9 protein-coding genes and 1 pseudogene are annotated in these 12,905 nt (G+C 73.9%); 8 read left to right on the forward strand and 2 right to left on the reverse strand.

Translation table 11 applies throughout. The features are described 5' to 3' along the window. The 3 genes and pseudogenes from GRC12_RS15055 to GRC12_RS15065 form a co-directional block, all read left to right on the forward strand. Positions 1–731 (forward strand): annotated as a pseudogene (locus tag GRC12_RS15055) (hypothetical protein); the annotation flags it as partial. 70 nt (positions 732–801) lie between these two features. Then, positions 802–2,025, forward strand: a complete 1,224-nt coding sequence (locus tag GRC12_RS15060) for an AAA family ATPase (protein WP_208779751.1) — start codon at positions 802–804, stop codon at positions 2,023–2,025. Beyond that, positions 2,022–3,260, forward strand: coding sequence for a vWA domain-containing protein (locus tag GRC12_RS15065; protein WP_208779752.1), 1,239 nt, complete (start codon positions 2,022–2,024; stop codon positions 3,258–3,260). Before GRC12_RS15060 ends, GRC12_RS15065 begins: the two co-directional genes overlap by 4 nt. Before the next feature lie 10 nt (positions 3,261–3,270). Here the strand turns inward: GRC12_RS15065 and GRC12_RS15070 are convergent, their stop codons facing one another. Further along, positions 3,271–3,984, reverse strand: a complete 714-nt coding sequence (locus GRC12_RS15070) for a GntR family transcriptional regulator (RefSeq protein WP_208779753.1) — start codon at positions 3,982–3,984, stop codon at positions 3,271–3,273. 69 nt (positions 3,985–4,053) lie between these two features. On the opposite strand from GRC12_RS15070, the gene manD reads away from it, so the two are divergent. Genes manD through GRC12_RS15085 form a run of 3 tightly spaced genes read left to right on the forward strand, consistent with a single transcriptional unit; the run spans position 4,054 to position 7,757 of the window. Then, the gene (manD, locus tag GRC12_RS15075; protein WP_208779754.1) at positions 4,054–5,304 is read left to right on the forward strand and encodes a D-mannonate dehydratase ManD; all 1,251 of its coding nucleotides are present in this window, start codon (positions 4,054–4,056) and stop codon (positions 5,302–5,304) included. Continuing rightward, the gene (locus GRC12_RS15080) at positions 5,301–6,659 is read left to right on the forward strand and encodes a mannitol dehydrogenase family protein (RefSeq protein ID WP_308286556.1); all 1,359 of its coding nucleotides are present in this window, start codon (positions 5,301–5,303) and stop codon (positions 6,657–6,659) included. The genes manD and GRC12_RS15080 overlap by 4 nt, the downstream gene beginning before the upstream one ends. A 36-nt stretch (positions 6,660–6,695) precedes the next feature. After that, positions 6,696–7,757 carry an L-idonate 5-dehydrogenase gene (locus GRC12_RS15085; RefSeq protein ID WP_244372864.1) on the forward strand — a complete coding sequence of 354 codons (1,062 nt, stop codon included), beginning with the start codon at positions 6,696–6,698 and terminating at the stop codon, positions 7,755–7,757. A 266-nt stretch (positions 7,758–8,023) separates the two neighbouring features. Here the strand turns inward: GRC12_RS15085 and GRC12_RS15090 are convergent, their stop codons facing one another. Then, on the reverse strand, positions 8,024–11,194 hold the full coding sequence (locus GRC12_RS15090; RefSeq protein WP_208779755.1) for an amidohydrolase family protein: 3,171 nt from the start codon (positions 11,192–11,194) through the stop codon (positions 8,024–8,026). A 185-nt stretch (positions 11,195–11,379) separates the two neighbouring features. Here GRC12_RS15090 and GRC12_RS15095 point away from each other — a divergent pair, with 185 nt between their 5' ends. Both GRC12_RS15095 and GRC12_RS15100 read left to right on the forward strand, forming a co-directional pair. Beyond that, a complete protein-coding gene (locus tag GRC12_RS15095) occupies positions 11,380–11,988 on the forward strand; it encodes a nucleoside deaminase (RefSeq protein ID WP_208779756.1) in 609 nt (202 codons plus the stop codon). Between the two features lie 95 nt (positions 11,989–12,083). After that, a complete protein-coding gene (locus GRC12_RS15100; RefSeq protein WP_208779757.1) occupies positions 12,084–12,905 on the forward strand; it encodes a DUF1684 domain-containing protein in 822 nt (273 codons plus the stop codon).

Here is a 12,905-nt window from a genome sequence, read left to right on the forward strand (position 1 = left end):
GGGACCCGGGGGCGGGGGCCGTCGTGGTGCGGATTGCGCGTCGGTGCCGGCTGGTGCTGCGCGTGGTCACGGAGGCGGACGGTGCCGGGTCTTCCGGTTGGCGTGTCGCGGAGGTTGCCCGAGGCGGTGGTTCGGCGCTGCCGGTCCTGCCCGACGCCGCGACCTGGGTGCTGCCCGACCTCGAGCTGGTCCGAGCCGGTGCGATCGACGCCGGTCGGCTGCATCCGCTCGTCGCCCGGGCGCTCGTACCGGAGCGGGCACCCGTCACCCCGGCCGCTCCCGAGGAGTGGACCGGCCGGGCGCACGTCGTGGAGTGCCGGGGAGCCCGGCACCGTATCGGCCTCGTCGACGGCGTGCTGGCGCCGCTGGACCACGACTCGGCCGAGATCCACCGCGAGGAGCTGCTGGCCGCGCTGACCGGCACGCCGCTGCCCTGCCTCCAGGCCATCGACCGGGCCCACCGCCGCCCCGACTGTCTCGCCGGCGTCCGCGAACGCCTCGACCACGGCGACACCTCCGGCGCGCTGGCCGTCGTGGAGGGCCTGTTGGGCCCGGACGCGGTGCTGCGCGAGGGCGCGTTGCGCGACGCGCTGGAGGACGCGGCGCGGCGGCGGATCACGTACGGCCTCTACCGAGCGGGGCTCATCGGTCCGCCACCCGGATGGGTGCGCCCGCGTGTGTCCCGCCCGGGCACCTATCGCTCGCACCCGCGCGACTGCCTGTTCCGCTGAACCGGGACACCGTCCCGGACTTCGCCGAGCTCTCCCACGATGCCGACCCGACTTGAAAAGGTGATCATCCATGCCGTCTTCCACCACCGCCCAACTCGACGTCGCCGACGAGCTGTTGACTCTCCTGCGTGCGAACACCACCGAACCCCGGCCCGACATCCAGCTGGAGGCCCTGACCCTGGCCGTCGCCGCCGATCTGCCGGTCCTGCTGTGGGGTGAGCCGGGGATCGGCAAGACCGCCGCCCTGACCCAACTCGCCGCCGCCCTGGACCTCCCGCTCACCACGGTGATCGCCAGCGTGCACGAGCCCTCCGACTTCTCCGGACTGCCCATCGTCGGCGACGATCCCGCCGAGCAGGGCGTGCCGATGGCCCCGCCGGACTGGGCCGTGCGGCTGGTACGGGCCGGGCGCGGACTGCTGTTCCTGGACGAGCTGTCCACCGCGCCGCCCGCCGTGCAGGCCGCGCTGCTCCGGCTGGTGCTGGAGCGGCGCATCGGGGCGCTCCAACTGCCGCCCGGCGTAAGGATCGTGGCCGCCGCCAACCCGCGTTCCTCGGCGGCCGACGGCTGGGAGCTGAGCCCGCCGCTGGCCAACCGGTTCGTGCACCTGCAGTGGACCCACGACCACGAGGTCGTCGTCCGCGGCCTGGGCGGCACCTGGCCCGTGGCGACGCTGCCGCGGCTCGATCCCGGACTGCTGGCCGACGCCGTGGACTTCGCCCGGCGCGCGGTGTGCGGGCTGCTGGCCGCCCGGCCCAAGCTGGTGCACCAGTTGCCGGGCAGCGAGACCCGGCGGGGCGGTGCCTGGCCGTCGCCGCGCAGCTGGGAGATGACGCTGCGGCTGATCGCGTTCGCGACCGCCGCCGGTTCCTCGCGGGACGTGCTGTCGCTGCTGGTCCGCGGAACGGTGGGTGACGGGCCGGGGCTGGAGCTGCTGGCGAGCGTGGACCGGATGGACCTCCCCGATCCGGAGGCGCTGCTCGCGGACCCGGCGGGGGCCGTCCTGCCCGAGCGGGGCGATCTGCGTCAGGCCGTGTTGGACGGTGTGGTGGCGGCGGTGCGCGCCCGACCGGACCGGTCCCGCTGGGACGCCGCGTGGGCGCTGCTCGTGCGGGCCGTGGAGACCGGCGCGCCCGACCTGGTCGTCGTCCCCGCGACCACGCTCGCCTCGCTGCGGCAGCAGGACTGGGAAGTGCCCGAGTCCATCGAGCAGTTGGCCGGGGTGGTGGCGCTCTCCCGGCGGGCGGACCAGGCGGCGGCGCGCACGGTGGCGACGAAGGCGGTACGGCGATGACCACGGGGGCGCCGGGGGCGCTGGATCTCGACAAGCTCTACGCGGCCCGGCTGCAGGCCGCCCGCGCCCGCCCCTATCTGGCGACGGCCCTGTTCGCGCTGCACACCGTGGAGTCCCGGCAGGTGCCGACGATGTCCGTGGACCGGTACTGGCGGTGCTATGTGTCACCGGGGTTCGTGGACCGGATGCCGGTGGAGGAGCTGGCCGGGGTGTGGGTGCACGAGGTGTCGCATCTGCTGCGCGACCATCACGGGCGCAGCGACCGGGTCGCCAAGGAGTTCGGACTGTCGGGACCGGGCGAGCGGCTGCGCATGAACATCGCCGCGGACTTCGAGATCAACGACGACATCTACGGCGACGGGCTGGCCTGGCCCCGGGGCGCCGCCCACCCGGGGCTGTTGCAGCTGCCCGAGGGACAGCTCATGGAGGACTACCTGCGCCAGTTCCGGCTCGGTCCGCGGCTGCAGGAGATGGCCTGGCTGGACTGCGGGAGCGGCGCCGACGGACGGGAACGGGAGTGGGAGCTGGGCCCCGACGGGGCGCACGCGCTGAGCCGGCAGGAACAGGACGGGGTGCGCTACCGGGTGGCCCAGGGGATCAAGGGCCGCCCGGGCAACACGCCGGACGGCTGGCGGCGGTGGGCCGAGGAGGCGTTCCATCCGCCGCAGCCGTGGCGGGAGTTGCTGGGTGCCGCGGTGCGGTCGGCGGCGTCCGGGGGCGGTGCGGGCGAGGACTACTCGTACGGCCGGCCGGCGCGGCGCTCGGCGGGGCTGCCCGGGGTGGTCCTGCCCAGCCTGCGGCGGCGGCCGCCCCGGGTGTCGGTGATCATCGACACGTCCGGTTCGGTCAGTGACGCCGAACTCGGCAGCGCCCTGCTGGAGGTGGCCGCGATCTCCCGTGCCGTGGGCGGCAGGCGCGACCTGGTCACGGTGGTGCCGTGCGACGCGGCGGCCCGGATCGCGCACCCCCTGTGCCGCGGCGAGGGAATCCCGCTGCTCGGCGGCGGGGGCACGGATCTGCGCACCGGCTTCGCCACGGCGCTGCGGACGCGTCCGCGCCCCGATGTCGTCGTGGCCCTGACCGACGGGCAGACACCGTGGCCCGAGGCCCGCCCGGCGTGCCGGACCGTGGTGGGGCTGTTCTCCCGGTCGGGCGGTTCGTGGGCCGAGGAGGACCCGGACTACGTGCCTCCCTCGCCGCCCGCCTGGGCCCGGGTGGTGGAGATCGGGTCCTGAGCGGAAGGGGTCACTCCCAGACGACGACGTTGCGGCGCACCGGGACGCTCGGGGTGCCGGTGGCGAAGAGTTCGGGTGAATGCGCCCGGATGCGCTCGATGTCGTCGAAAACGGCCCGCAGATGGGCGCGCAGGGCGGTGCGGGCGAGGGCGATGTCACCGCCGACGACCGCGGCAAGGATCTCGTGGTGCTGGTCGGCGAAGACGGCCGGTGACTCGTTCTCGTGCAGGCCGAGCCGCCGGGCCCGGTCGAGGTGTCCCTTGGCGGCGGCGACCGTGGTCCACACGTTGCCGTGCCCGCTCAGCCGCATCAGGCCCTGGTGGAAGGCCTCGTCCAGGGCGAAGAACCCCTCCAGGTCCAGGCCCGTGCCGCGCTGCCGCCGGAGGTTGTCGCGCAGCTCCTCGACGAGCTCGGCGTCGAGCTGTTCGGGCAGGTCCTCCAGGGAGGCGAGTTCCACGGCCTCCCGCAGGAACTGCGCGTCGGCGACCTGCGCCGGGTCCACCCGGGACACGAACGACCCGATCTTCGGGAAGACCTGCACCAGCCCCTCCTGGGCCAGCAGGATCAGGCTCTCCCGCACCGGGGTGCGGCTGACGCCGAGGGACGCGGCGAGCTCGTTCTCCGAGAGGGCGGCGCCCGGGGCGAGCTCAAGGGTCAGGACCATCTGACGCAGCCTGAGATAGATGTCGCGCCGACTCGTCCGCCGCCCGTTCGATGGAGCCATGTGCACATCCTACGTAGCGCTCCGGGCCCTGAAGCGCGACGGGGAGGCTATTGCCCGCCTGCGCGACAGATGCTTGTATACAAGTACTGTACGACAGGATGGGAGCCGCAAGTGAGCACGATCGAGCGGGCCGAGGTGCTCGTCGCGTCCCCCGGGCGCACCTTCGTCACGTTGCGCGTCACCACCAGCGACGGGGTCACCGGACTCGGCGACGCGACCCTCAACGGACGCGAGCTGGCCGTCGCGAGCTATCTCTCGGACCACGTGGTCCCGCTGCTGATCGGCCGGGACCCGGCCCGCATCGAGGACATGTGGCAGTACCTCTACAAGGGCGCCTACTGGCGGCGCGGCCCGGTGACCATGACCGCGATCTCCGCCGTGGACACCGCCCTGTGGGACATCAAGGGCAAGGTGGCCGGGCTGCCCGTCTACCAGTTGCTCGGCGGCCGCTCCCGCGACGGCGTCCTCGTCTACTCCCACGCCAGCGGCACCGACGTGCCCTCCCTGCTGGACGACGTCCAGCGCTTTCTGGAGCTGGGCTACCGGGCCGTCCGCGCACAGGCCGCGGTGCCCGGGGTCGGGGCGTCGTACGGCGTGCGCAAGGGCGCGGTGTACGAGCCCGCCGCCACCGACCTGCCCGAGGAGCAGCCCTGGGACACCGAGGCCTACCTCGCTTTCGCGCCCTCCTGTCTGGAGGCCGTGCGCGAGCGCTTCGGCTTCGGCTTCCACCTCCTGCACGACGTGCACCACCGGCTGACCCCGATCGAGGCGGCACGCTTCGGCAGGAGTGTCGAGGGATGCCGGCTGTTCTGGATGGAGGACCCCACCCCGGCCGAGAACCAGGAGTCCTTCCGGCTCATCCGCGAGCACACCACCACACCCATCGCGGTGGGCGAGGTGATGAACTCGATCTGGGACGTCCAGCACCTGATCACCCAGCAGCTCATCGACTACGTCCGCACGACCGTCGTGCACGCGGGCGGCATCACGCACCTGCGCCGCATCTTCGACCTCGCCGCCCTCCACCAGGTGCGCACCGGCTCTCACGGGGCGACCGACCTCTCCCCCGTCAGCATGGCCGCGGCCGTCCATCTGGACCTCGCCGTACCGAACTTCGGCATCCAGGAGTACATGGGGCACCCCGCCGAGACCGCCGAGGTGTTCCACACGGGCGTCACCTTCGCCGACGGCATGCTGCACCCCTCCGAGGAGCCGGGGCTCGGCGTCGAGTACGACGACAAGGCCGCCGAGCGCTTCCCCTACCAGCGGCGCTATCTCCCGGTCGCGCGCCGCCTCGACGGCTCGGTGCACGACTGGTGAGCGCGCCACTGAACCGTACGACGGTCTCCCGCCTCCCCGCCGAACTGCGCCCCTCGGTCGACCCGGCCCACCTGCGCACCGGTGTCGTCCACTTCGGCCTCGGCGCCTTCCACCGCGCGCACCAGGCCGTCTACACCGAGCACGCCGGCGAACCCTGGGGCATCACCGCCGTGGCACCCCACTCGACGGACGTGGTGGCCGCCCTGCGGGAGCAGGACTGTCTGTACTCCCTCACCGAGCGGCGGCCGGAGGGCAACCGCACGCGGATCGTCGGCTCGATCGTCGGCGCGCTGGCCATGGGCCCGGACGCCAAGGCCGTCGACGCCCTGCTCACCGACCCCGAGGTGACGGTCGTGACGCTGACGGTGACCGAGAAGGGCTATCACCGGTCGCCGCTGACCGGCGGGCTGGACACGGACGCCGTCGGCGTCGCCGCCGACCTCGCGGCGGACCCCGCGGGGCCCCTCACCACGGTGGTGGGACGGCTGGCCGCCGGACTGGCGGCCCGGATGCGGGCAGGCGCCCCGCCGATCAGTGTCGTGTCCTGCGACAACACGGCGGACAACGGGGCCGCGTCGGCGCGGGTCGTGCACGACTTCGTGCGGACGTCGAGCTGGCCCGACCGCGCGGCGATCCTGGACCGGATGGCCGAGACCGTGGCCTTCCCCGCGACGGTCGTGGACCGGATCGTGCCCGCGACCGGGGAGGCCGATCTGGCGGCGGCCCGGGAAGCGCTCGGGATGCCCGACGCGCTGGCCGTCACCGCCGAGCCGTACCGGCAGTGGGTCCTGGAGGACTCCTTCGCCGCGCCCCGGCCGCCCTGGGAGCGGGACGGCGCCCTGTTCGTTCCCGACGTGACGCCGTATCAACTCACCAAGCTGCGCATGCTGAACGGCTCCCACTCGGCTCTCGCCTACCTGGGTGCCGCCGCCGGGCTGACCACCGTCGCCGAGACCATGGCGACCGACTGGGGCGAGCGTCTGGTGCGGGCCCTGTGCGCCGAGGTCGCCCCGACGCTCCCCGCCGGCGGTCCGAATCCGCTGGCCTACGCCGACGATCTCGTCCTGCGGTTCCGCAACCCCGCCATGCGGCACCTGCTGCGGCAGATCGCCACCGACGGCCCGCTGAAGGTCAGGGAGCGCTGGCTGCCCGCGCTGCGCGAGCTGCGCGCCCGCGGCGCCCGGACACCGGTCCTCGAACTCGCCCTCGCCGCCTGGGCGTTGCATGCCGCTCCGGAACCGGTGCCGGCCCTGTTGCGGGGCGCCGGAGCCGCGGACCTGGCGGACGACGACACCCTCACCACCGCGATCACCGACCGGCTCCCCGCCCTGCGCGCCGGCCGCGTCGAGCTCTGACCCCCCGCTCCACCCCGGTGACCTGGAGGACGCCGTATGAACACCCTGGTCGCAGCGGACCGGATGCGGGCCGTCGTCGTGCACGGTCCCGGTGATCTGCGCATCGACGAACGGGAACGGCCCGTGCCCGGTCCGGGCGAGGTGCTGCTGGCGCTGGAGTGGGGCGGGATCTGCGGCTCCGACATCGCCTACTGGAAGACGGGGGCCTCCGGCACCGCCGCGCTCACCCACCCCCTTGTCCTGGGCCATGAGTTCGCGGGACGAATCGCCGAACTCGGCCGAGGCGTCACGGAGTTCACCGAGGGACAGCCGGTCACCGTGCACCCCGCCCAACTCGTCGGAGACGGCGGACTTCCCGAGCGCATCGCCGGCCGCACCAACCTCCATCCCCGCGTCCGCTACTTCGGCTCGGCCGCCTTCGACCCGCACACCGACGGCGGGTTCAGCGAGTACCGGGCGGTCCCGGCCGCCCAGATCCGTCCGCTCCCGGACAACGTGGACACCCAACAGGGGGCGCTGGCCGAGCCGTTGGCCGTCGCCCTGCACGCCGTCGGCCGCGTCCCCGACCTGCGGGGACGTACCGTGCTGGTCAACGGCTGCGGTCCGATCGGCTCCCTGGTCGTCGCCGCCGCCCGGCATCGGGGGGTGGGCGCGGTCATCGCCGCCGACCTGACACCCTCCTCCCTCGCGGTCGCCCGGGCCATGGGCGCCGACGACACGCGGGACGTGTCCGCCGGGCAGGCGCTGCCCGAGGACGTGGACGTCGTCTTCGAGGCGTCCGGCGCCCCGGCCGCGCTCGGACCCGTGCTGCGGGCCACGGCACGCGGCGGCACCCTCGTCCAGGTCGGCAACCTGCCGGGCACGGCCGCGCCCGCCGCCCTCGGTGACCTGGTCACCCGGGAGATCACGTGGGTCGGCTCGTACCGTTTCGTGGAGGAGCTCGACGACGCGCTGCGCGCCCTGCGGGACGGCCTGGACCTGACGCCGTTGATCACCCACCGCTTCCCGCTGGAGCGGGCCGCCGAAGCCCTCGCCGTGGCCGCCGACCCGGCGAGCGGCAGCAGCAAGGTCATGCTCCGGCTCGCGGCCGGGGCATAGTGCCCACGGGTCCTCCGGAGAACCCGTGCGCTCAAAGCCCCCCAGGCGGCAGGACCAGTCGGCCGGCGTCGTCTGCGTCAGGGAGACGACGGCCGTCCTCAGCCCACCGGACGCCTGTCCGCTCGCCGAGCAGCACGCGCGCTGCGCCTCGGCACAGCGGCGCCGAGTCCGACATGGCCTGCACACGGCCTCGGACACCGCGCGGCCTGGCTGAGCCGACGGCGACGACGGGTGGGCGGCCTCGGCGGCCCCTTGAGGCCTGCGGCTCAACGGGCGTCGCAGCAGGCGTCCCTGCGCATCAGTCTTCCCATCGCGAGCCAGTCCTCCTCGGCTTCGGCCGTGCTCCGGGCGGCCGGCTCGAAGGCGGCGGTCAACTCCTCGGTGGTGTAGGGCACTCCGCCCCTCAGTACCGCGACGGTACGCACGAGGGTGTCGAAGTCGGTGAACGGGTCGCCGTCGACGACGGTGAGGTCCGCCAGCCTGCCCTCCTCCACGGTGCCGAGGTCCCGGTCGAGGCCGAAGAGCCGGGCGGGCAGGACGGTCGCGGTGCGCAGGGCCTGGGCCGGGGAGAGACCGCCGCGGTGCAGGGCGCGCAGGCCGAGGTGGAGGGAGAGGCCGACGGGGACGAGCGGCTGGTCCGTGCCGAGCGCGACGAGTCCACCGGCGGCCAGGATCCGCCGGTAGACGTCGGTCTCCGTGCGCAGGGTGGCGAGTTGGGCCGCGGTGGGCGCGACCCCGGCAGACTGCTTGACGGTCGCCGAGTCCCACGGCGGCATCACCACCGTGACCCGGGGGTCGTCGGCGAGGGCGGGGTCCGCTCCGAGCAGGGGGACGGCGGTGAAGGGGGTGGCGATCATCGAGAAGCGCACCCCGCGCGCGGTGTAGATCTCCACGACGTCCTGGTGGGCGCGGCCCGTCGCGGTGACGGCATGTCCGAACTCGGCGCGCTGGGTGGCCTGCAGATGGGTCGTCAGGTCCTGGCCGACCTCGACGCCGGGCGAGAGCAGATGACTTCCCGCGCGGACACCGAGCCGCTCGTGGGCGAAACGGGCCGCTTCCGCCATCACCCAGGCCGGCGCCCGCACATACGTCTTCACGAAGTCCCAGTCCAGCGCCTCGCCCCGCTCCAGGGAGCGCAGCAGTCCCTCCCTGGTCCGGTGGGCGCGGCCCATGCTGTAGGCGACACGGGCCCCGTCGAGGAGTTCGCCGGTGGTCAGCAGCCGGGGCCCGGCGAGCTGTCCGGTGGCCACCGCCTCGCGCAGCCGCGCCTGTTCGTAGGCGAAGCCGCCCAGCGAGACGGCCGTGGTGATGCCGTAGGTGAGCTGGCCGACGGTCTGGCGGCCGCCGTAGGTGCTCTGCCAGGGGTGGGTGTGGGTGTCCCACAGGCCGGGAATGACGGTGCGGCCGGAGGCGTCGATCCGGCGGAGCGCCTCCCGTCGTCCTGACCGGTGCGGCTCGACCGCGGCGACGCGTCCGCCGCTCACCACGATGTCCACGTCCTCGCGGGTCGTCTCGCCGGTGCCGTCCCACAGGCGCCCGGCGTGCACCACGAGGTCGGCCGGTGTGGGTCTGGGCGCGTCGAGGGGGACGCGCACGGTGCGGGCGGGGCCGCCGTCGACACCGATGAGACGAAGGCGTCCGGCGGAGAGGTAGAGCAGGGTGGTGGAGTCGGCGGACCAGGAGGGGTGGTCCGCCGGTTCGGTGGTGAGGGTGCGGAGTTCGCCGTTCGGGGTGCCGTCTGGGTCGACCGGCAGCAGACACAGCGCGGACTCCACGATCACCGCCATCCAGCGACCGTCGGGCGACCAGACCGGTCCTGAGTCGTAGCGGTCGGAGACGGAGGTGTGGGGCGCCACCGCGTGCAGACGGTCCGCGCCGTTGGTGGTGTCGACGATCCGGAGGAGGTTGTAGCCCTCCCGGAAACGGGAGTTGAGCCGGTTGCGGTCGCACAGGGCGAGGTGGCGGCCGTCCGGCGACCAGCTGGGGCGGCCGGGCAGTCCACCGGCGCCCAGCGGCGCGGCCAGGACGCGTTCCTCGCCGGAGGCCAGGTCGCGGACGAGGAGCCGGCCGGTCATGTCGAGGCAGGCGAGCCGCTGCCCGTCGGGCGACAGTGCCGGATGCACCCGGCCCCCGGTCGCGAGGACGGTCTCCTCGCCGGTGGCCGGATCGTGCCGGTGGACGCCGAGCAGCCCGTCGCGGTCGTCGGCGTACACGAGCGACCGCCCGTCCGGCGCCCACGAAGGGGACAGCAGATAGCGGGTGGAGGAGGCCGTGTGCAGTCGCCGCGGTGGACGCCCGCCCGAACTCGCAGCGATCCAGAGCGAGTTGAGGGCGGCAAAGGCGATCTGCCGGCCGTCGGGTGAGAGCGCCGGCAGATGAATGCCACGCACGGGACGGGCCCGCCCCTCCCCCAGGTCGTAGCTCTTGGTCGGGTACCGCGGCCGCCGCACCGGCAGGGTGCCCTCGAAGGGCAGGGTCTCCGGGTGCGCCGGGCTGTCCGGTCGTACGAGGGTGAAGGCGCCGTCGACGGTGAGGAGCAGCTCGCCCCGGGGCGTCCAGCGTGGGGGCACCGGCGCGAGGTCGCCGCTGAGCGCGACCGGGTGGCCGTCGACGACGAGGGCGCAGGAGGCGTTCGGGGCGGCGGTCGTGCGCAGGTGGGCGAGGCGGCCGTCCCGGGCCACGGCGGGGGTCATGACCTGGGCGGCCGCGGGCTCGGTGTACCGGACGGCGACCGCGTCCTGGCCGTCGGCCCGGACGGCGGCGATCGTCCGGGCCTCCACGGTGAGCCCGAGGGAGGTGGTGACGGTCTTCGCGCGGACGAACAGGATGTGGGTGCCGTCCGGTGTCCAGGTGGGGTCGAAGTCCTCCCACGCTCCGTCCTGGAGGGGGCCGTCCTGGCCGGTCAGGCCGGTGACGCGGGTGATGCGGCCGGTGCGCAGGTCGAGGACGTGGATGCGGTACGGGCTGCCGGCGACCGGGTCGCCGCCGCGTTCGGAGGAGAAGGCGAGCCGGGTGCCGTCGGGCGACCAGGCCGGGCCGCGGTCGTCCCAGGGCCCTTCGGTGCGACGCCGCAGGTCGGAGCCGTCGGGGCGGACGGTCCAGAGATGGAATCCGCCGTCCCGGTAGGCGCAGAAGGCGATGAGCTCGCCGTCCGGTGCGTGGGTGGGCCGGTTGGGCTCCAGGTCGGCCGGTGTGAGGGGATGGGCCGTACCGCCGGTGCGGGGCAGGGACCACAGGGTGCCCTGCACCTCGGCGACCAGTTGGTCACCGGAGAGGGTCGCCGAGCCGTTGGTGGCCCGGGTGAAGGTCAGGGAGGGGGCGCCGGTGCGCTGTCGTGCCACCGCCGCGGGGGCCACGCCCACGAGGGGCACGGCGCCTGCGGCGGCGAGGAGTTGACGGCGGGTCGGACGGAAGGTGGGGCTCCAGTCACGGTCCATGACAGAACACCCTGGCGTAACCGCCACCTCGCACGCAACAAACCGTACGAGGTCGAGCGCGCAGGGTGACGGTGATCGCGCCACCGATTCACGGCCGGGCGCCTCGAACGGCCGGAGAGGGGGACCCGGCACCCTGTGTCCCGTCGTCACGGCGGTACCGACCGCCCCGGACAGAAAGTCACGGCATGATCGACATCGCCGGCGAGTACCGCCTCTCGCTGCCTGCCTGGATCGAGGAGGAGCTGGCGGACGTGCCCGCCGTCGTCCCCGGTCGTGAGGACCGCATGCGGCTCGTGCACCGGCTGGCCGACCGCACCTGGCGTGAGGGCGACGGCGGCCCGTTCGCGGCGCTCGTGGCCGAGGAGGACACCGGCCGGATCGTGTCGGTCGGGGTGAACGTCGTCCTCGCCTCCGACGTCTCCAGCGCCCACGCCGAGGTCCTCGCGCTCGCGCTGGCCCAGACCGCGATCGGCGGCTGGGATCTCGGCGCCGAGGGCCTGCCGTCCCATGAGCTGGTCGTCAACTGGCGTCCGTGCGTGCAGTGTTACGGGGCGGCACTGTGGTCCGGGGTGCGTGGGCTGGTCGTGGCGGGCGCGGGGCCCGAACTCGAGCAGCTCACCACCTTCGACGAGGGGCCCCTGCCCGACGACTGGGCCGAGCAGTTCGAGGCGCGCGGGATCAAGGTCACGGGGGACGTGCTCCGCGACGAGGCGATCGCGGTGTTCCGCGGCTACCGCGAGGCCATCGACGCCGGCAAGGTCACGGTCTACAACGCCCGCGGGGGATCCGACTGACGCCCATTTCATACGATTGCAACATCAGCCAGGATGACCTGCCCCGGCGCGACGGTTGCACCCGGCACGAGCCCGTGCAGCGAGAGGGAACCATCATGACCGTCCAAGACGTCGACCGCGTCAGCTTCGTCCAGGAGTGGGAGGAGTGGCACCGGCGGAAGGAGGCCGTGCTCTCCGCCCCGCACGGCTTCCTCGCGATCACCAGCCTCCGCTGGCTGACCGAGGAACCCACCCGCTTCGAGGACGCGCCGGGCGCCTGGGCCGCCACGGGCGACGGCGTGGTCGTCGAACTCGACGAGGGCGAGGAGGTGACGGTGGACGGGCAGGTCGTGCGCGGCCGTCACGACTTCGGCGTACTCGCCGAACGCGCGAGCGTCTACGTCGGCTGGGGCGACGCGGTGATCGAGGTCGCGAGGCGCGGCGGCCACGACATCCTGCGGCCCCGCCACCCCGAGAACGCGCTGCGTACGGCCTTCACCTTCACGCCCGCCTACGAGCCCGACCCGCGCTGGGCCCTCACCGGCCGCTTCCTGCCCTTCGACGCGCCGCGCCCGGTGACCGTGGGTGCCGCCGTCGAGGGCCTCGAGCACGTGTACGACTCACCTGGACAGGTCGAGTTCGAGCTGGACGGCAGCGCGTACCGGCTCACCGCCTTCAACGGCGGGGAGCCCGGCGCGCTGATGGTGCTGTTCACCGACGAGACCTCCGGCGTGACCACGTACGCGGCCAACCGCGCCCTGCAGATCGCCGCCCCCGACGCCGAAGGCGGGGTGACGGTCGACTTCAACCGCGCCGCCAACCTGCCCTGCGCCTACACGGATCTGGCCACCTGCCCGCTGCCTCCGGCCGAGAACCGTCTGCCGGTCGCGGTCGAGGCCGGCGACAGGATCCCGTTGGAGCGTGGCGGGCAGTCCTGA

The sequence above is a fragment of the Streptomyces griseorubiginosus genome, assembly GCF_017614965.1.
Taxonomy (GTDB): domain Bacteria; phylum Actinomycetota; class Actinomycetes; order Streptomycetales; family Streptomycetaceae; genus Streptomyces; species Streptomyces griseorubiginosus_B.

What these genes read in the sequence shown, in the direction of transcription:
- GRC12_RS15085 (WP_244372864.1), top strand. Translation starts at nt 6,696, where the DNA reads ATGAACACCCTGGTCGCAGCGGACCGGATGCGGGCCGTCGTCGTGCAC.
- manD (WP_208779754.1), top strand. Translation starts at nt 4,054, where the DNA reads ATGCTTGTATACAAGTACTGTACGACAGGATGGGAGCCGCAAGTGAGC.
- GRC12_RS15090 (WP_208779755.1), bottom strand. Translation starts at nt 11,194, where the DNA reads ATGGACCGTGACTGGAGCCCCACCTTCCGTCCGACCCGCCGTCAACTC.
- GRC12_RS15070 (WP_208779753.1), bottom strand. Translation starts at nt 3,984, where the DNA reads ATGGCTCCATCGAACGGGCGGCGGACGAGTCGGCGCGACATCTATCTC.
- GRC12_RS15100 (WP_208779757.1), top strand. Translation starts at nt 12,084, where the DNA reads ATGACCGTCCAAGACGTCGACCGCGTCAGCTTCGTCCAGGAGTGGGAG.
- GRC12_RS15065 (WP_208779752.1), top strand. Translation starts at nt 2,022, where the DNA reads ATGACCACGGGGGCGCCGGGGGCGCTGGATCTCGACAAGCTCTACGCG.
- GRC12_RS15095 (WP_208779756.1), top strand. Translation starts at nt 11,380, where the DNA reads ATGATCGACATCGCCGGCGAGTACCGCCTCTCGCTGCCTGCCTGGATC.
- GRC12_RS15060 (WP_208779751.1), top strand. Translation starts at nt 802, where the DNA reads ATGCCGTCTTCCACCACCGCCCAACTCGACGTCGCCGACGAGCTGTTG.